The sequence below is a fragment of the Chloracidobacterium sp. genome, from assembly GCA_015075585.1.
Lineage (GTDB): Bacteria > Acidobacteriota > Blastocatellia > Pyrinomonadales > Pyrinomonadaceae > OLB17.
In genome coordinates this window covers 315,610-333,569 of record JABTUB010000001.1, presented here as the reverse complement: position 1 = coordinate 333,569, position 17,960 = coordinate 315,610, and the positions used below count along the sequence as shown (strand labels likewise).

17 protein-coding genes are annotated in these 17,960 nt (G+C 55.8%); 7 read left to right on the top strand and 10 right to left on the bottom strand.

The features are described from left to right. Positions 1 to 11: 11 nt before the first annotated feature. From clpA to HS105_01495, 3 genes are all read left to right on the top strand, one after another. A complete protein-coding gene (gene clpA, locus HS105_01505; GenBank protein MBE7515280.1) occupies positions 12 to 2,261 on the top strand; it encodes an ATP-dependent Clp protease ATP-binding subunit ClpA in 2,250 nt (749 codons plus the stop codon). 29 nt (positions 2,262 to 2,290) lie between these two features. Next, complete coding sequence (locus HS105_01500; protein MBE7515279.1) at positions 2,291 to 2,959, top strand: hypothetical protein; 669 nt, start codon at positions 2,291 to 2,293, stop codon at positions 2,957 to 2,959. A 143-nt stretch (positions 2,960 to 3,102) separates the two neighbouring features. Next, positions 3,103 to 3,699: a hypothetical protein gene (locus HS105_01495; protein MBE7515278.1), complete on the top strand. Its 597-nt coding sequence runs from the start codon at positions 3,103 to 3,105 to the stop codon at positions 3,697 to 3,699. Positions 3,700 to 3,716: 17 nt separating this feature from the next. Here HS105_01495 and HS105_01490 read toward each other — a convergent pair whose 3' ends face one another. The 8 genes from HS105_01490 to HS105_01455 form a co-directional block, all read right to left on the bottom strand. After that, complete coding sequence (locus HS105_01490) at positions 3,717 to 4,379, bottom strand: GNAT family N-acetyltransferase (GenBank protein ID MBE7515277.1); 663 nt, start codon at positions 4,377 to 4,379, stop codon at positions 3,717 to 3,719. 53 nt (positions 4,380 to 4,432) lie between these two features. Further along, positions 4,433 to 4,735 carry an oxidative damage protection protein gene (locus HS105_01485; protein MBE7515276.1) on the bottom strand — a complete coding sequence of 101 codons (303 nt, stop codon included), beginning with the start codon at positions 4,733 to 4,735 and terminating at the stop codon, positions 4,433 to 4,435. A 9-nt stretch (positions 4,736 to 4,744) separates the two neighbouring features. Beyond that, positions 4,745 to 5,209, bottom strand: a complete 465-nt coding sequence (locus tag HS105_01480) for a peroxiredoxin (protein MBE7515275.1) — start codon at positions 5,207 to 5,209, stop codon at positions 4,745 to 4,747. 28 nt (positions 5,210 to 5,237) lie between these two features. Continuing rightward, positions 5,238 to 6,245, bottom strand: a complete 1,008-nt coding sequence (locus HS105_01475; GenBank protein MBE7515274.1) for a radical SAM protein — start codon at positions 6,243 to 6,245, stop codon at positions 5,238 to 5,240. Next, the gene (locus tag HS105_01470; GenBank protein MBE7515273.1) at positions 6,208 to 6,831 is read right to left on the bottom strand and encodes a DUF2721 domain-containing protein; all 624 of its coding nucleotides are present in this window, start codon (positions 6,829 to 6,831) and stop codon (positions 6,208 to 6,210) included. The genes HS105_01475 and HS105_01470 overlap by 38 nt, the downstream gene beginning before the upstream one ends. An 87-nt stretch (positions 6,832 to 6,918) precedes the next feature. Next, on the bottom strand, positions 6,919 to 7,452 hold the full coding sequence (locus HS105_01465; protein ID MBE7515272.1) for an HdeD family acid-resistance protein: 534 nt from the start codon (positions 7,450 to 7,452) through the stop codon (positions 6,919 to 6,921). A gap of 39 nt (positions 7,453 to 7,491) precedes the next feature. After that, positions 7,492 to 7,836 (bottom strand): DUF962 domain-containing protein, encoded by a 345-nt coding sequence (locus tag HS105_01460; protein MBE7515271.1) that lies wholly within the window; start codon positions 7,834 to 7,836, stop codon positions 7,492 to 7,494. Between the two features lie 19 nt (positions 7,837 to 7,855). After that, entirely contained in the window at positions 7,856 to 8,197 is a 342-nt protein-coding gene (locus HS105_01455) for a winged helix-turn-helix transcriptional regulator (protein ID MBE7515270.1), read from the bottom strand. A 108-nt stretch (positions 8,198 to 8,305) separates the two neighbouring features. Between HS105_01455 and HS105_01450 the strand changes: the two genes are divergently transcribed. From HS105_01450 to HS105_01435, 4 genes are read left to right on the top strand one after another with little or no spacing between them, the layout of a single operon-like run. Beyond that, positions 8,306 to 8,497 carry a DUF2892 domain-containing protein gene (locus HS105_01450; protein MBE7515269.1) on the top strand — a complete coding sequence of 64 codons (192 nt, stop codon included), beginning with the start codon at positions 8,306 to 8,308 and terminating at the stop codon, positions 8,495 to 8,497. A gap of 4 nt (positions 8,498 to 8,501) precedes the next feature. Next, entirely contained in the window at positions 8,502 to 9,917 is a 1,416-nt protein-coding gene (locus HS105_01445) for a TolC family protein (GenBank protein ID MBE7515268.1), read from the top strand. An 11-nt stretch (positions 9,918 to 9,928) separates the two neighbouring features. Then, the gene (locus HS105_01440; protein MBE7515267.1) at positions 9,929 to 11,128 is read left to right on the top strand and encodes an efflux RND transporter periplasmic adaptor subunit; all 1,200 of its coding nucleotides are present in this window, start codon (positions 9,929 to 9,931) and stop codon (positions 11,126 to 11,128) included. A 3-nt stretch (positions 11,129 to 11,131) separates the two neighbouring features. Beyond that, the gene (locus tag HS105_01435) at positions 11,132 to 15,172 is read left to right on the top strand and encodes an efflux RND transporter permease subunit (GenBank protein MBE7515266.1); all 4,041 of its coding nucleotides are present in this window, start codon (positions 11,132 to 11,134) and stop codon (positions 15,170 to 15,172) included. Between the two features lie 46 nt (positions 15,173 to 15,218). Here the strand turns inward: HS105_01435 and HS105_01430 are convergent, their stop codons facing one another. Both HS105_01430 and HS105_01425 read right to left on the bottom strand, forming a co-directional pair. Further along, positions 15,219 to 16,019 (bottom strand): winged helix DNA-binding domain-containing protein, encoded by an 801-nt coding sequence (locus HS105_01430; GenBank protein ID MBE7515265.1) that lies wholly within the window; start codon positions 16,017 to 16,019, stop codon positions 15,219 to 15,221. A gap of 296 nt (positions 16,020 to 16,315) precedes the next feature. Further along, positions 16,316 to 17,920: a hypothetical protein gene (locus HS105_01425; GenBank protein MBE7515264.1), complete on the bottom strand. Its 1,605-nt coding sequence runs from the start codon at positions 17,918 to 17,920 to the stop codon at positions 16,316 to 16,318. Positions 17,921 to 17,960 lie beyond the last annotated feature (40 nt).

Here is a 17,960-nt window from a genome sequence, read left to right as displayed (position 1 = left end):
GAATTTCTCAGATGTTGACGCGTGATGTAGAAGAAACGATCAGTGCCGCGGTCGATGCTGCGGTCAAGCACAGCCATGAGTTCGTTACGATCGAGCACCTTCTGTACGTCCTCTTGTTCGACAATACGGCGAGCGAGATCCTCCTGGAGTGCGGGGCGGACATCGGAAAGCTCAAGCGCTCGCTTGACGATTATTTTGAGAACGTCCTTGAAAAAAATCTTTTTGACGAAACCACGCTGCCCGAGCTGACGAGCACTTTTCAATCGACGATCTCGCACGCGGTGCTCCAGGCCGAAAGCAGCGGCCAAAAGTCGGTTGACGGCGGCAATATCCTCGTCTCGCTCTATCAGAACGGCCAGTCGTACGCGGTCTATATGCTTTTACAGCAAGGAATTACGCGGCTCGACGTACTTAATTACATATCGCACGGCATCTCAAAGCGGATAATGAATGACGAGCATTATCCGTTCGAGAGCGCCGAGGATTATGCCGACGACGGCCCCGCACCGGCGCCTTCGCGGCGACCGCTCGAGAGCTTTACCGTTGAACTTGTAGCGAGGGCAAAAGCCGGCGAGATCGATCCGCTTGTCGGACGCGAGGCGGAGATCGAACGTACCGTGCAGGTGCTTTGCCGCCGAAAAAAGAACAATCCGCTCTATGTCGGCGAGCCGGGCGTAGGCAAGACGGCCCTTGCTGAGGGCCTTGCATTGAAGATCAGCACGGGCGATGTGCCGGATGTGCTCCGCGACGCCGAGGTCTTTGCTTTGGACATGGGCGCGGTCCTTGCTGGCACGCGGTTTCGCGGCGATTTTGAGCAGCGTTTCAAGGCGATAATAAATGAGCTGAAGGAGCACGAAAATGCGATCCTGTTCATTGACGAGATACACACCATCGTCGGAGCAGGCTCGGTCTCAGGCGGCTCGATGGATGCGTCGAATATTTTGAAGCCCGCCCTTGCCGCGGGCGAGCTCCGCTGTATCGGTTCGACCACGCATGCCGAGTACAAGGCAGCATTCGACCGCGACCGAGCATTGGCGCGGCGTTTTCAGCGGATCGACATCAACGAACCTTCCGTCGAAGAAACCGTCGAGATCCTAAAGGGCCTCAAGGGATTCTACGAAGAGCATCACGGAGTTAAATATACGTCCGATGCCCTGCACACGGCTGCCGAACTTGCCGGAAAGTACATAAACGACCGCTTTTTGCCTGACAAAGCTATCGACGTTATCGACGAGGTCGGCGCTTCGGTAAAACTGATGCCCGCAGCACGGCGTCCGAAACGCGTTTCCGTGGCAATGGTAGAGCGGACCATCGCCCGAATGGCAAAGATACCGCCGAGATCGGTGGTTGCCGATGAGAAGGTACGACTCAAAACGCTTCGCGCGGACATCAAGAAGATCATCTACGGCCAGGATGAGGCCATTGATGCGATCGTTGACGCGATACAGATCTCACGCGCGGGCATCGGGCATGAAACGAAACCCGTCGGCTCATTCCTTTTCTCAGGCCCGACCGGCGTCGGTAAGACAGAAGTTTCAAAACAGCTTGCTGAGATACTCGGAATCGAGTTCATTCGCTTTGATATGAGCGAATATGCCGAACCGCACACGGTCTCAAGGCTGATCGGTGCTCCGCCGGGATACGTCGGCTTTGACCAAGGCGGGCTGCTGACCGAGGCGATAATGCGTACACCGCACGCCGTCCTTGTCCTCGACGAGATCGAAAAGGCTCATCCGAATCTTTTCAACCTGCTGCTCCAAGTGATGGACTCAGCCACGCTTACCGACAATAACGGCAAGAAAGCCGATTTCCGCAACGTTATCTTGATCATGACGACGAATGCCGGCGCGCGTGAACTTTCATCTGGCGGCGTCGGCTTTAGGAATTCGACCGAGACAAAGGGAAGCGCGAAAGGTGCGATCGAGCGTACCTTCACGCCGGAATTCCGCAACCGGCTCGATGCGTGGGTCGCGTTCAAACCGCTCGATACCGAAGTCATCAAACTCGTCGTCGATAAGTTCATACGCGAGCTGAACGCACAGCTTGCCGAAAAGCGCGTCAATATAACGCTGACCGACGGCGCCCGCGAGTGGCTCGCCGAGAACGGCTTCGATGCACGTTACGGCGCGAGGCCTATGGCTCGCCTCATCCACGAAAAGGTCAAACAGCCGCTCGCGCATGAGATCCTCTTCGGCAGACTAACGGATGGCGGCAGCGTCTCCGCGGATGCGAAAGGCGGCGAGCTTGTGCTGAGCTTCTGACGATCCGCGACCGCGTGAATCACCTTTCAATGAGCGGACGAAACGTACTTATAACAATGCTGATCGCAGCCGCGGGTGTTGTCGTTATCGCCGACGCGTGCGGTGCTTATACCGATAGAACGGCGCCAAATATCAACGGCGGTGATCGGGAAGCGCCCCCGCAGCACGAGCGAACGCCGCCGGGCGAGCCAGGGGCCGCGCCGATCGCTGCCGATAATATCTCCGAGCTGAAACTCGTGACCGTGTACCGAGGCTTTTTCCCAAAGGGTGACAAGTGCGCGAAGACCTATAACGAGTACTTCGGCAATGATGACGGCTTCATGAGCAGCGAATCGCCTTGCGATTACATGATGACGGTTAACCGCGACGGAAGCGCCGAACGGGTCGTTACCATTCGCCGTTGGAACAAGGCCGAAAAACGTAAAGATCTTGTCGAGGAGACACGTTCGACGGCAAGCCTCACGCCCGATCGATTTGCCGAGCTTGCAAAAAAGATCGCCGATAATGAGGCGTTCAGGGAATGGCGTGACGGAATGAGCTTGACCGCCGGCAACACGTCGATCACCGCGACGCACACTGCCGGCAAACGCACCGTTATGAGCAATGTCAGCGAGACGACGACGGCTTTTCTGCCGATGCTCGATCATTTCCGCGATCTGAACAGCGATCTCAAATGGACAAAGGCCGAACTGAAATAATCATTGCTCGACACTGTTAATATCTGTTAAAATTTGTTATACATATCGGGGCGGCCTTCGTTGCCGCCTGCGTTGGATCCTCGGACAGGGAGGCCAGAATGAGAATTTCCTTTTCTTATTTTATCGTTTCGCTACTGTTTTCTTTGAGCATTGCAGGTACCCTATCAGCCCAAGCAACTGCGGGTGTGCCCGATATGTCCGTCGCGGGCGTCAAGCTCGGCGACCGCGAGTCGGCAAAGAAGTTCCTTGACGGCTACCAGCCGCGCACCGACGAAGGGACCTGCACATATTATTTCTATAATTCGCGGGCAACAAGCGTGCTGAAGCTCACTTCCGCCTCACTCGATGAGCCGTATTTTATAACCGCACTCGAGGTTTACGAGGTAGGCGATGATTATCGGAACAGGCACTTTGTCGCCGAGAAATTCGGCCGCTTCCTTACCGAATCGAATGTCTTTGTAGGCAATCATCAATCGGGCCGCGATATGGCCGTCTCGCTGCTTGTCGGCATCCCGAACCTCACGCGGACAAACAGTATCGGCCCGAACGATATCTTGAAGAAAAAAGGCCGGCCCCTCGAACACACAACAACAGGCAAGGTCGATCTGCTGCGATTTCAATTCGACGATATAAAAGTGCCGGACAGCACAGCGGCCTTTCGCTATATCGCCGAGTACAAGTTCTATAAACGCGAACTCACCCGCTTCTCGATGAAGATAACAACAGCGTCGGCCGAATAGCACGCGATCCTGTTTGCTTAGCGCGGATACGCTTGGAGCGGCTCCCAGGAGCCGTTCCAGTTGAATCTTTCGACGCCGGTAAAGCGTTTTTTATAGTCGTAAAAGGACGGTACATCGAATGCGTACCCGTGATAGTAGAAGAGCTTATCGCTCTCGATCGCATACTCGATGCCTTTGAGTACCAGAAAGATACCGAGGCTGCGGCGTGTCTGTTCCGGATCAAAACAACTGTAAATGGCCGACAGGCTCACTTCGCCGAGATCGAAGAAACTTGCTCCGACGAGACGCCCTTCGAGATCGCGAGCGGTTATGAGCCGCAGCGTTGTCGGCGAAGCGGCCTCGTTCGGGGCGATGAACTCGAAGATGCTTTCGGGAATATGCTCCTTGAAGCGCAGCTTATGGCGATGAAAAAGAGTCTCGACCTCGGCATCGATGACCGGCGGTGTGATCGAGACCTCAAGGTCGGCATTGCGTGTGAGTACACGCCGCTGGCTGCGCTTTTGGCGGAACGAACTGAGCCGTATTCGCAACGCCATAACGCGAACGAGCCTCCGCTCATACACCTGCCAATTATAGCGGTAGAAGCGCGTCCCGAAATGACGCCAGCCATTTGCAAGAAGCGTGTCGAATTGTGCGGCCGTGACCTTTGCTATGTCGAGGTCTTCGCTCAGCAGATCCATAACACGGCCGTTTCACCCGACAAACTGCATTTCGGCCGTCGGCTGCATCATTGCTACCAACTGATATTCCCCTTCTTGGAAGTATCGATCTGTGTTAGCGGAACGCCGGGCGCGCCCTCATCGAACAGAAAGCCCTTCAAATTGTCGAAAAGGAATTGTTGAGCCTTCGGATCCATTACGTCGATCCCGAAGTGGTTGATCAACTGTGTCTGCTTTTGCAGCCACGCCTGCCAGCATCCCGTGCATATCTCGTCAACTATACGCCGGCCGATCTCATTCGGCACCGGCGCCGCCTTGAGCTGTTCGCCCTTGTTACCGCAACGCTTGCAAACGAACTTATTACTAAAAAGAGCCATAGTTCGATGCTACCACGAACCGCCCGCGTCCGCACATTTTATCGCCTCGATGACGTCTGCATCGCTGGGCCGAAAGAGGCTCAGCGGCTGCACTTTGTGATAGGCGATGCGGCTGGTGCGGTCGATCACAACAACGCCTCGTGCCGAGCGGCCCGGCAGCCAGCTTTTCATTCCGTACACGCGGGAAACATCTGCATTCGGATCCGACAGCAGCGTTAGCGGGAGCGAATATTTCGCAGTAAATGCGTCGTGCGACGCCGTGCTGTCGGTCGAAATGCCGATGACCTCTGCCCCCGTCGCTTCGTACGCCTGCCAGTTATCACGCACTGAGCAAAGCTGCCGTGTGCACACGGGCGTATCGTCGCCCGGATAGAAAAGCAGCACAACCGTCCGTCCGCGACGATCGCTCAGCGTCCAATCGTTCCCGTCGCCATCCTTTAGCGTAAAATCCGGTGCTCTATCACCTTGTTTCATTCGTGCTATGCCATGATGGTCATGACCTTTATTCAAAATCCCTTATATCCTTGAACGGCTTTTCCTTGTCGGTGAAATCCGGGCGGTAGTAATGCGAGGCGGACTCGTATTCCTGCATAAAGCCTTCTTCCATACCGATCTCGTCGAGCAAGGAAACGGCCTCGAACCATTCGCCTTCGCTGATGCGACGCGAGAGCAAAATGTAACGCGGATCAGAGGCTGCTTTGTTGGTTGGATAGTACTGTGCCATCAGTGATATAGCGGTTTTCGGGCCGAGTTCATCGCGGATCCAACGCAGATTCTCGGCAAGCCCCGCAATATCGTTCGGCAGAACGAGGAGGCGAATTAGAAGGCCGTGCCGCAGGATGCCTTCTTCGTCGAAGACGAGTTCGCTACCCATTTGGCGGTGCATTTCTTTTATTGCCGTGCGGGCGTATCGCGCATAATTACGCACCTTTGAGTACTGAAAACCGGCGTCTGGATCGGCATATTTCAGATCGGGCAAGTATATGTCAACGATGCCCTCGAGCAGTCGCAGCACCTCGACCGAATCGTAAGCATTAGTGTTATAAATGATCGGTAGCCGAAGCCCGCGCTCAGCCGCGATCATCACGGCACGCGCCATCTGCGGAGCGAAATGCGTCGGCGAAACGAAGCCGATGTTGTGGCAGCCGTGCGCCTGAAGTTCGAGCATCATCTCGGCGAGGCGCTCATGCGTAACCTCATTCTTACGCTGCACTTTCCAGGTTTGCGATATCTGATAATTTTGACAATAAACGCACCGGAGATTGCAGTTGCCGAAGAAGATGTTTCCCGTGCCTCGCGTCCCGCTCAAAACAGGCTCCTCGCCGAAGTGGGCCGTGTAGCTCGAAACGATCGGCAAACGGCCGGAATAACACGCCGCGATCTGGTCTTTCAAACGGTCGTTGCCGCAATCCTTCGGACAGACAGTGCAGGAGCGCAAAAGATCCTCGAGAGCCGCCACTCGGCACTTGAGTTCATTCTCCGCTAGGAGCTTCAGGTATCCGGCGGTCATTGATCTTCGCGGGCCTCATTCCCTTGTTCTTGCCCTTCGACTTGTACTTGACCGCGACCGACTTGGGGGCGACCTCGCGTGCAAGCTCCCATGTGAAATCCATCTCAGCATTGACCGTCGCGGTTGCCATGCTCGTCTCGCGCAGCATTAGCATACTGCCCCAAAAGATGAACATAATGCCGATAATGCCGACCGGTATCGGCACCCAGCGGTATGAGTTAAAGAACGCTGCGACCGCGATCACCACGCTTGTCAACACAAAGAAACCAAGGCCGTAATAGAATGTTGCCATCGCCCGCTGAAGTATGCGCGAGCGGCTCGTAACCTTGTCGAGCAGATCGACGATGACCTCGACGCGTTTATCGTAAAGCGGTATCTCGTCCTTGTTGTCGCGATAGATCAGATCCGACAGCCGCTCTTCCAACTGGCGAACGCGATCGACGACTCGGCCGAGGCGTGTCGATGTCGAGAGCACAAGCGAGCCTGTCGCGGAAATGAGCAATGCTGGAGTGACCATCGCAGTTAGGAATTCGATGGTCGAGTTGAGTGCCTCGGGGTTTACGATATCGGTCGCTACTTCTTTCATCTTCCTGCCCGAAAAAGCACATTCTACCAGAGCACGGCCGTCAAAGTAAGAAGCCGTACCGCAGTGTGCCGCGGATATCCGCTGCCATTAACGCGCCGAGAATCTTTTCAGTTTCATCGACAGCAGGATCAGCATAATGCCGAACAGAAATGCGTAAATGCCGATGATGAAGCCGACAGCAAATGCGCCCGACGCTGGGTTCATCGCCACGAGGACGCCGAAAGCCACCGACAGCAGGCCGCTCAGTATCATCCAAACCTCGCCCTTGATCACCTTGCGAAGCCTGACGGCAGCGACGACCTTGAAAACGCCGTTGATGATCGCCCACGCAGCAATAAGGAAAAGCCACGCATCGCCCATTACCGATGTTTGAAATATCGTTAAGAAGCCTATCAAGATACCGACAAGGCCTTCGAGCATCAGCCACCACCAATTCTCACTTTTTGCATTTGACGCAAAGGCCGACGCTATCGAGAAAATGCCGTCAACAAGCGCAAATATGCCGAAAACCAGAACGAGTGAGATGAACGCGACAGACGGAGCCATTATCGCGACGGCCCCGAAAATGAGGGCGATGATCCCGCGTAAAAGGAACGCCCACCAATTCTTTGCAAGCAGCATTACAGGATCCTCCTTTCTTCGAGATATTAGCTTGATGCTCTATCTCGAGCGTGAAAAGCCTAACTTTTGAGCGAGTATCCGTTCGGCCTCGGCGTTCATCCTGCCGGTCAGCATGTAGATGACCATCTTATAGTCCGAAATGAGTGACCAAAGCGGATATTTGAATGTCGCCGGCCGATTCCTTTCGACAAAGAAATGCCCTGTCCAAGCAAAACCGTACCCGATCAGCAGGCAGAGCGGAAAGTAATACCAAGTTCCCGCGACTATCAGCCGGACAAGCAATGCGGAGCTCAAAACCGTTCCGATAAGGTGCAGCAGGCGCGTCAAAGGTTTCGAGTGCTCCTCGACATAGAATTCCCAGAACTCTGCGTAGCTCCTTATCATTGACGGCGCTCCAATATTATCAGATAACGCCTTGCAGTACGCTTTGCCGCGTCTCAAGATCATCCTTGAGCCGTGAACAAACAACATCGCATAGGTCGAATATCGACGGGTCGGCGACTCGGTAATTGGCCGTCAGGCCGGACTTGCGTCTCGAAACGATGCCGGCGTTCAGCAGTATCGAAAGGTGTTTTGATATATTCGCCTGCCCCGAGCCGCAAGCAGCCACGAGCTCGCTTACGGACATCTCATGCCCGCGCAGGATATTCAATATTTTCAGCCGCGTCGGTTCGGCAAGAACGCGAAATCGCGTCGCGATCATCTCCAAGGCCTCGTCGCTCAATTCCTGTTTCTTTGTCTTCATTTGTTTCAAGCCTTGACACATCATATCAAACTCATTTATCGTAGTACAACTATATCACTATATGGCAATATAGTGTAAATAAGCGGCGGCGAATTTTCAGGGGGTTTTATGACAATAGAAAGGATGCTTCATTTGATCGCAGGCGTTTTCGTCTTTGCGAGCGTGGTGTTGGGCTTTTTGGTCAGCCATTACTTTTTTTACTTTACGGCATTCGTCGGTCTGAACCTTGCACAGTCGGCGTTCACGGGCTGGTGCCCGATGATATCGATCCTTAAAGCTCTCGGCTTCAAGCACAGCTAGTTGTATGTCATTCGCTTCGGGTAGCGGCCGAATGGACGCAGCCAATACGACAAATATCTTGCGCCGGCTTGCACTCGGCATATTTGGGGCATGGCTTGTCACGGCAGCAATGTTCGTAACGGCTTACGGTCAGCAGAATACCGGATCGGCGGTCGATCTTGCGGCTGCCGTCGATCGGGCGCTAACAAATGATCCGCAGACGAGTGTAACGCGTTCGCATCAGCGGCTTGCTGAGCTGCGCATCGCCGAGGCACGAACGGTTAATCGCCCTATCGTGCAGTTCACACAATCGGCGACAGCGAGCAACAATCCGGTCTTTGTATTTGGCTCGCGGCTCGAACAGGCTCGTTTTCGTGCGGACAACTTCGCCCTTGATGCGTTGAACCATCCTCGAAGTTTGGTCAATTTCCGAAGCCTTGTCAGTACGCAAATGCCTCTGTTCGACCAGCGGCAGGCTTCGATCAGGGTCGAGCAGGCAAGGACGGAGCGCAAGCGTGCCGACCTTCAGGCTGAAGGCACTGAGCAGCGGATACGCTTTGATGTGATCCGCTTGTTCTACGGCGTGATACTCGATAAAGAGATGGCGGCGGTCGATGACGGATCGCTCCGCTCGGCCGAGGCGAATCGGAAAAAGGCACGCGATATGTTCGAGGTCGGAATTGCGACCGAGGCCGATCCGCTTGCAGCAGAGGTCGAGGTGGCTAACGCCGCTCAACGAAAGATCGAAACTGAAGACCGGCTTGCGACATCGCGGGCGGCATTCAGCCTAAAGCTCGGCGACGGCGTTGACGGGCTTATCGACCCGACGGGAAGCCTCAACGAAAAGTATTTTCCGCTTGAAGATCAGGCGGCCCTCATCAAGACGGCTCTCGAACTTCGGCCCGACTATCTCGCCGCAAAAGCAAATGTTGAGAACAGGCAACGCGATACAAAAGCCGTAAAGAACACGGCTCTGCCGCGTGTCGATGCCTTCGGCAATTTCGGATACAGTTCGCCATATCTTGCGAACGGCAGCAGCGATTATACCGTCGGCGTGAATCTTACTTTCACTCTGTTCGATCCGGGCCGTAAGGCCCGCATTGCCCAAGCGGCGGAGGGCGAAGTGCTTGCGGACTCCGAACTGCGTGTACTCGCCGACCGCATACGGCTCGACGTGGTTAAAGCACTCCAAGACCATAAGACAGCAAAAGCAAAGATCGAGGCCTCGATCAAGAGCATCTCGCAGGCTGAGGCGGCCCTCGCGATCGTTCGAAACCGTTATGAGGTCGGCCTCTCGACGTTTGATGAGGTGATTCGGGCCGAACTTGCGGCGGTCAATGCCAAATATTCGCTTTTAAGGGCCAGATACGATCATTACGTCAGTTATGCGGCTTTGCTGCTTGCTACAGGGCAGCTAACCGACGTACGTCTTTTTTATTGATCAGAGGGATTATGTACAAGCGTTCAATATCGGTGTTCCTCTTGGCCGCGGCGGCCGCGACGTTCGCGGCATGCGGCAAAGAGAAGGCCGGCAATTCCGTCCGGCCCGCGGCGAACGAGATCGGCGACGTCGCTGTTACGACAGTAACCCGATCGTCGATCGAGGACTTTTATGAGGCGACGGGCACCGTCAATGCAAAGACAACGACGCAGATCTCCGCGAACATTCTCGGGCGTATCATCTCGCTTCCGGTGTCTGAGGGCGATCGTGTCAGTCGCGGCCAACTGCTTGTCCGGATAGACAACAGCGAGGCAAAGACACGTCTTCAGCAGGCTGAGAGCGGCCTGAAAGAGGCGCGGGCCGCAGAGGTCGAGGTCGAAAAGAATGCCGATGCCGCACGTGCCGGAGTTAGAACGGCCGAGGTCAATAAACAGCTTGCCGAGAAGACGTTCGCCCGCTATAAGGAGCTTTTTTCGCGGCGTTCCGTCAGCGCGCAGGAATACGATGAGGTTAAGGCAAAGCTCGACGCCGCCGCTTCGGAACTTGAACGCGCAAAAGCCTCGGTGCAAGCGATATTGTCAAAGAAACAGCAGGTCGATGCGCAGATCGAACGGGCAAAGGCGGATATTGCAAGCGTGCGTGTCGTCGAAGGCTATTCGCGTATCGTGTCGCCGGTTGCTGGTGTTGTCGTAAAGAAATTCGCGGAGGCGGGCGGCACTGCGGCACCGGGAGCACCGCTGCTTTCGATCGAGGACAACTCGTCATACCTGCTCGAAGCGAATGTCGAAGAATCGCGTTCGAGGTCTGTCCGTACCGGCCAGCGTGTCAGCGTGAGGATCGATGCCTTGGGCGGCGGTGACTTTCTCGGCACCGTTTCCGAAATTCTGCCGACGGCCGACCAAGCAAGCCGCAGCTTTGTCGTAAAGGTGCTGCTCGAACCTAATTCGCTGCTGCGAAGCGGCCTGTTCGGTACGGCGCGTTTCCCGATGGCGGCAAAGGACGCCTTTACGGTACCTGCATCAGCGATCATCCAACGCGGGCAATTGGCAGGTGTGTTCGTTGTTGACGATAACGGCATTGCAAATTTCAGGATCATCACGACAGGCAAATCGGCGGACGGCTCGATCGAGGTCTTGTCAGGCCTTTCCGAGGGAGACCGCGTGGCGACCTCGAATGTCGAACGGATCACGGACGGCGCGAAGGTCAAATAAGCGATGAAGAACCTCGGCATTGCAGGAAAACTCGCCTCGGCTTTTATTCGATCGAAGCTGACGCCGCTCATCATCTCGGCATCGATCCTGCTCGGGCTGGGTGCGGTCGTGATGCTTCCGCGTGAGGAAGAGCCGCAGATCATCGTACCAATGGTCGATGTGATGGTGCAGATGCCCGGAGCATCGCCAAAGGAGGTCGAGGAGCGTGTTACAAAGCCGATGGAAAAGCTGCTGTGGGAGATCCCGGGCGTTGAGTACATCTATTCGACGTCATCGCCCGGAGCGGCAATGGCGATCATACGCTTCAAGGTCGGCCAGAACGAGGAAGATGCACTTGTAAGGCTCAATCAAAAGCTCAATGCGAATGCGGACATCATTCCGCAAGGAGCCTCGATGCCGCTTGTAAAGCCGCGTTCCATCGATGACGTGCCGATACTCGCTCTCACGCTTTCCGGTTCGAAATACGATCACTTCACGCTCCGGCGTATCGCGGCGCAGATCACCGATCAGATAAAGGAGATCACGGATGTCTCTGAGGTAAAGGTTATCGGCGGCCAGCGCCGTCAGGTAAGGGTGCTGCTCGATCCGGCAAGGATGGCCTCACGCGGCATTGCCCCCGCGGCACTCGTTCCCTTGCTTTCGCAGGCAAATCAGCAGCTTACGTCAGGCTCCGTCTCGGCGGAGAATATAGAGGCGGTCGTTGAGACCGGCAATTTTCTTACAAACGCGGAAGACGTCGGCAACGTTGTCGTCGGTGTGTCTAACGGCAGCCCTGTATTTCTGCATGATGTTGCAGTCATCGCCGATACTGCCGAAGAGCCGGCAAATTACGTAATGTTCGGCCACGGTGCGGGCGAACAGCACGAGCAGGCGGGCGGCAATGCAGCGACGGCTGTCGAACCTGCCGTTACGATCGCTGTTTCGAAGCGAAAGGGCACGAACGCCATCGACATTGCACACCGCGTGCTTGAAAAGGTCGATGACCTGAAGGGTACATTCATCCCGAATGAGGTTCGCGTTTCGGTAACGCGCAACTACGGCGAAACTGCGGCTGAAAAGTCGAACGAACTGCTTCTGCACATGCTCGTCGCGGTGCTGTCGGTCTCGGCGTTGATCATTTTCGCACTCGGCTGGCGCGAATCCGGCATCGTTGCGATCGCTATACCCGTAACGCTCGCGCTGACGCTGGCGGTCTTCTATTTCTACGGCTACACGCTCAATCGAATAACGCTGTTCGCACTTATCTTCTCGATAGGCATTTTGGTTGATGATGCGATCGTCGTCGTCGAGAATATGACGCGGCATTACGGCCTGCCGGAGAACAAAGGAAAGTCGATCATCGAGGTCGCCGTGCGTGCGGTCGATGAGGTCGGAAATCCTACGATACTTGCCACGTTCGCGGTGATCGCGGCGATCTTGCCGATGGCATTTGTCAGCGGCCTTATGGGGCCGTATATGCGGCCGATCCCGATAGGCGCATCGGCGGCGATGATCTTTTCGATGCTCGTCGCCTTTGTCGTAACGCCGTGGGCCGCCTTGAAGCTGCTTAAGCGCGACAGCACACACGATCACGAAAAGGAAGGGTTTACTACGCGGCTCTATCGCCGCGTTATGCACCACATTATTGCAGAGCCGGTGTGGCGATACTCGTTCCTCGCCGGCGTCGTCTTCCTGCTGCTTGCCGCAATGTCGCTTGTTGCGTTCAAGTTCGTCAAGGTTAAGATGCTGCCGTTCGATAATAAGAGCGAATTTCAGGTTGTGATCGATATGCCGGAAGGCTCGACGCTCGAACAGACGGCAGCTGTTACCCGCGAGCTTGCGAACTACGTCGGACAGGTGCCTGAGGTCGTCGATTATCAGATGTATGTCGGCACCGCCGCACCGTACAATTTCAACGGCTTGGTCCGCCACTATTTTATGCGGAGCGGCTCTAATGTCGCCGATATTCAGGTCAACCTGCTGCCCAAGGACGACCGTTCGGCACAGAGTCACGACATCGCAAAGCGTGTTCGGCCCGGCCTAAAGACCATCGCCGAAAAATACGGTGCCAACATCAAGGTAGCTGAAGTGCCGCCCGGGCCGCCCGTGCTTCAAACGATCGTTGCCGAGATATACGGCCCGATCTACGAGCGGCAGATCGAGATCGCACAGAGCATACGCGGGATCCTCGAGGCCACGGACGGCGTTGTCGATGTCGATTGGTACGTCGAGGACGAGCAGCCAAAGTTCAACCTAAAGATCAACAAGGAAAAAGCGGCGCTCAGCGGCATCTCGGCCGAACAGATCGCGCAGACGCTGCGCATAGCCGTTGACGGCATGAATGTCGGGCTGCTCCACGTGCCGACCGAAAAGGAAGATGTGCTGATCAATTTGCGTCTTCCCAAGGCCGACCGCTCCACCATTGCCGACCTCAAGCAGATAAAGGTGATCGGAAGCCGCGGCGAACTCGTTCCCGTCGGCGAGCTTGTCGATGTGAAGGAGGTGCATACAGACAGATCGATCTACCACAAGAACTTGATGCCCGTCGTTTATGTAACGGCGGATGTCGCAGGCGTGGTTGAAAGCCCCGTTTACGCGATCCTCGGCCTGAACGAAAAGATCGCCGAGCTACGGCTTCCGGAGGGATATGAGCTTGAGCGTTATGTTGCATCGCAGCCGTTCCTGACCGACAAATACTCGATGAAGTGGGATGGCGAGTGGCATATCACGTACGAGGTCTTTCGTGATATGGGCATTGCCTTTGCCGCGGTGATGGTACTCATCTATATCCTTGTCGTCGGCTGGTTCCAATCATTCAAGACGCCGCTCACGATCATGGCGGCGATACCTTTCTCGCTTGTCGGCATCTTGCCGGCGCATGCCCTGATGGGCGCCTTCTTTACGGCAACGTCAATGATCGGCTTTATCGCGGGTGCAGGTATCGTTGTGCGAAATTCGATCATCCTCGTCGATTTCGTCGAGTTGCGGATGCAGCACGGAATGTCGCTTGTCGATGCGGTCGTCGATGCCGGAGCGGTGCGCTTTCGTCCGATGCTGCTGACCGCCTCAGCGGTGATCGTAGGTTCGGCAGTGATGCTCGCCGACCCGATCTTCCAAGGCCTTGCCATATCGTTGATGGCGGGCGAAGTTGCTTCCCTGCTGCTCTCGCGAATGGCAGTTCCCGTGCTTTTTTACATGAGTGAACGCAAAAAGCACCCTGAACCGCCGACACGATCCGATGAGCGTACATTACTGTCCGCGACCGATCTCAGTGCACCGTCGGCCGTCGCCCTCAAATTTGCCGAAAAGATCGCAAAAGCGTTCGGTGCCTCTCTAAAGGTATTGACCGCACGCGAACCGGATCTGCCGCGCTACTTCACCGACGCGCAGCTTGCGGAGATCGCATCTGCCGAACAGACCGTCGAGGATGAGAATGTACTGCAGATCAAAGAGTTCGTCCGTGAGCAGCTCGGCGACACGGCGGAATTCACGCCGGTCTTTGCGGACGACCAACCAGTATCGGCAATACTGAAAGAAGCCGACAGGTCGAACGTGCTTCTGACTGCTCTCGGCACGCATGGCCGCAAAGGCTTTGAGAAGCTAAAATTCGGCTCGGTTGCTGAAATGGTCTTGCGCGAAAGCCGTACGCCCGTCCTGACCGTCAACCCGAACATCCGCATCGAGGGAGAAGTGCGGATCGAGCATATAATGTGTGCGGTCGATGGCGAGGATAACTCGGAAGATGCGGTTCGGTTCGCCGCCGAGCTTGCACAAAAGCTAAACGCCCGTCTGTCGGTTGTCCGCATCACTTCGAACGGCGGCAAGCAAAGCGTATGCGATCGGATGCCGGACGAACTGCGCGCCGATTGCCGGTTGAGCGAGATCTCGCGAACTGGCGAGCTTATCAGCGAAGTGATCGCCCATGCTGAAAGTGCCGCCGTTGACCTTATTGTTCTGGCAAGCCGCCGCGGCCTTACGGGCGAGAAGGCGATCGGCACGTCTCTGATCGAGATCATACGCCGAGCTCCCTGCCCTGTAATTGCCGTTCCGAACGACGACGCGTAAAGAGTACGCTCGGTCGCTGGCCGGCGATATTAGTTGTGCGAAGGCGTCAAAGCTCCGCCAACTTGTATATGCCTTTAGCCGGCCGGACGGCAAAACCTTCGTCAACAAGGCGGTGATTTGCCTTGCCGGCTTCGGTGCGTGTCAGGCTGAATTTGCCCGCAAGTTCGCCGACGAGCGTCATTCCGCACAATTTAAGGTACGAGCGCGCAAGTTCAAGGACGGCATCATCGCGCGTCATCTTTTTTGCAAGTTGTTCTGGAAAACGCATTTCCGCCGGCGTCCAGATGTATGTGAATTTCGGTACGTAGAGCACCTCCTGCGGAAGGACCTTCATACGCTTTTGCAACTCATCGATCGCCTTTGTAAGATCTTTCTTGTCGCGGAAGCCGCATTCGCTGCGAAGGTCGGCGGTGGCCATCTCGCCCTCCTTTCTGAGGACCCGAAGGACATCGCGCGCGTTCTTTGAGAGAATGCCGCTCTCGCCCGCTTTTGAGCAGCCCCATATCGAATTTAACGCGGCGACGAGCCTCGGCGCGACGAACATCGAGTGCCCTTTGTAGATCTTGCCGTAATACAGGCGGCCGCGTGCGATAACTTCATCTTTAAGCACCCACGCGCGGCTTGCTTCCTCATCCTTTTGGACGTTTCGCGGAAGGTGCACGTCGCGGCGCCCGCAGACCGCGATATAGACCGACGGCAGGCCTTTTCGTGTATCGGTAAGCCCGAGACAGAAACCGAGCCGCTCGACCATTTGCTCAACTTCTTCGACGGAATCGACCTTTAGCGCGTCCTCACGCCGCCAAAGGCGGTCACGGTACTGTTCTATCTCCGGCGGAAGCATGGGCATAGCAGCAATTGATGATAAACGAGGCGGAACGAAAGCACCAAAAAACGCCGGCTTAAAAGTCCCGAAGGGCAAATAACCGCGCACTTTAGGGCGCGGTAAAGGACCGCAATGACAACAAAGGGCGTTCTAGCGTCCTTCTCCGTAAGATCAAAACCCCACCATAAATGGCGGGGTTTTGTGCCGCTACGCGGAAAAGTTTTCAAACAGCCTCTCTCTGTTACCACAAACTTCAAAGCACTAACCGTGAAGCACGCCAAGGAAGACGTCGGGTAAAGAAACGGCACTGAACGCCGTGATCAACGCGGGCCGCGGATCGGCGATGATGAAACAACTGTAACGGTCGAGCCTTTCAGCAGCCGCAAGTCGTCCCGTCCCTGCACCGCGACCGAGCCTGCGCCCGCGCCGCCGCCGATCACGGCTCCGATAGCCGCACCTTTTCCGCCGCCGATTATCGCCCCGATGATCGCGCCGAGGCCGGCGCCTATGCCGCCGCGCTTGACGGACTCTTTCGTCTGGCTGTCGCCGCGTGCCGCACCTTCCGTATCGATCTTGATATTTTTACCCTGCGTATCGCGAATTGACTGGAGTGTGCCGCCAAAGTCATACGCAGTGCCGTCACGCAGCGTGATCCGCTCAAAGTTGAACGTGAGATTCGAGCGGCCCGAAACTCTTCCGGAACGCGCGATGCCGGTCAGGTAACCTTCGACTACCGCTCCGCGAAATTCATCAGGCGACTCGACGATCATCCGAAAACGGTCATTGTTTTGCGACACTTTTGTGTCAACGTCATTATCCAGCGAGCCGGAGATGATAACGCCGTTCGGCACAATGAATTTACCGACGCGCGGACGGCTCGGTGTCGGAACGCTGCCGTAATTGCCGTTATCCGGCTGATCGCTGTCGGAATAGCTGCCGTTATTGTTGTCAGAGGAGCCGCCCGCGTAGCCGTTATCGATGCCGAGGCGAGCGATCTGATCCGTCTTGCGGTAAACGCTTTCTGTAAAGATCGTCTGATCAAGATATTCAGTCGTAATCCTGCGCGACACCTTGAGTGTTTGGCCGTTATCTTCGGATGTGAACGTAATGGTGTAATCACTTTCGCCGCCGAGCGAGGAGATCGTCAGCACATCGCCGCTCAGTGTCGAGCGGGTGCGGATCGAACGTCCGCTCGCGTCCTGGCCCGTTTGTTCGCGTCCGTCTGCCGAAAAGGTCATAGGCGAAGAGGCGGACGTTGCCAGCGTAACGTCGGTTCCGCGGACCGCGATCGCGATTTGGCCCGGAGCTTCCAGCTTCTGCCTTAACTCGTCACGCTGAGCCTGAGCAACATTTGTATCCGCAAGGATATTGTCGATCTGCTCGCTGCGTTGCGGGTCGAGGTCGTACGTTCCGGTGAGGCCCATATCAACCACGTTTCCGGCGGCATACATATCGTTGTTGTCGGTGGAGGGCTGTGAATTGTTCGATGTCCAATCCGGAATAATGCCGTAGTTGTTTGCAATGCGCTCGATCTGGCGGCATACGCCGTCCCAATCGTCAAGTACACGGCTATTAACGCCCGCACTGCGCATTTTGCGATCGAGCCGCCGCGCACGATCGACGATGCCTTCAACGTCGCGGCGCGTTTCACCCTTGCGGTCAAAATTCTGCTGAAATTCGCGAACCGCTGCGCGAAGCTCTCTCGTTCCCGCTATGATATCGCCGAGTTCGCCCGCACTCACAGACCCGCTCTGCATTTGCGACTTGATGCTGTATTCGAGGTTGTCGAGGTTTGAGTTGGCACTGCGGATCGCATCGCGCACATCCTTCTGGCTGCGTGCCTGAGCATTGCCGACAGACGCGATGCCAAATACCAGTCCAAGTACAAATACCGCCGTTGAGGCCGATCTTAAGATCATCTTCATTGCATTTCTCCTGAAAGGCCGTGCCGAAAACTGCCGCACA

Excerpts from the sequence above, each read along its gene's own strand:
- clpA (MBE7515280.1), top strand. The coding sequence starts at position 12 with ATGTTGACGCGTGATGTAGAAGAAACGATCAGTGCCGCGGTCGATGCT.
- HS105_01500 (MBE7515279.1), top strand. The coding sequence starts at position 2,291 with ATGAGCGGACGAAACGTACTTATAACAATGCTGATCGCAGCCGCGGGT.
- HS105_01490 (MBE7515277.1), bottom strand. The coding sequence starts at position 4,379 with ATGGATCTGCTGAGCGAAGACCTCGACATAGCAAAGGTCACGGCCGCA.
- HS105_01485 (MBE7515276.1), bottom strand. The coding sequence starts at position 4,735 with ATGGCTCTTTTTAGTAATAAGTTCGTTTGCAAGCGTTGCGGTAACAAG.
- HS105_01480 (MBE7515275.1), bottom strand. The coding sequence starts at position 5,209 with ATGAAACAAGGTGATAGAGCACCGGATTTTACGCTAAAGGATGGCGAC.
- HS105_01475 (MBE7515274.1), bottom strand. The coding sequence starts at position 6,245 with ATGACCGCCGGATACCTGAAGCTCCTAGCGGAGAATGAACTCAAGTGC.
- HS105_01470 (MBE7515273.1), bottom strand. The coding sequence starts at position 6,831 with ATGAAAGAAGTAGCGACCGATATCGTAAACCCCGAGGCACTCAACTCG.
- HS105_01465 (MBE7515272.1), bottom strand. The coding sequence starts at position 7,452 with ATGCTGCTTGCAAAGAATTGGTGGGCGTTCCTTTTACGCGGGATCATC.
- HS105_01460 (MBE7515271.1), bottom strand. The coding sequence starts at position 7,836 with ATGATAAGGAGCTACGCAGAGTTCTGGGAATTCTATGTCGAGGAGCAC.
- HS105_01455 (MBE7515270.1), bottom strand. The coding sequence starts at position 8,197 with ATGAAGACAAAGAAACAGGAATTGAGCGACGAGGCCTTGGAGATGATC.
- HS105_01450 (MBE7515269.1), top strand. The coding sequence starts at position 8,306 with ATGACAATAGAAAGGATGCTTCATTTGATCGCAGGCGTTTTCGTCTTT.
- HS105_01445 (MBE7515268.1), top strand. The coding sequence starts at position 8,502 with ATGTCATTCGCTTCGGGTAGCGGCCGAATGGACGCAGCCAATACGACA.
- HS105_01440 (MBE7515267.1), top strand. The coding sequence starts at position 9,929 with ATGTACAAGCGTTCAATATCGGTGTTCCTCTTGGCCGCGGCGGCCGCG.
- HS105_01435 (MBE7515266.1), top strand. The coding sequence starts at position 11,132 with ATGAAGAACCTCGGCATTGCAGGAAAACTCGCCTCGGCTTTTATTCGA.
- HS105_01430 (MBE7515265.1), bottom strand. The coding sequence starts at position 16,019 with ATGCCCATGCTTCCGCCGGAGATAGAACAGTACCGTGACCGCCTTTGG.
- HS105_01425 (MBE7515264.1), bottom strand. The coding sequence starts at position 17,920 with ATGAAGATGATCTTAAGATCGGCCTCAACGGCGGTATTTGTACTTGGA.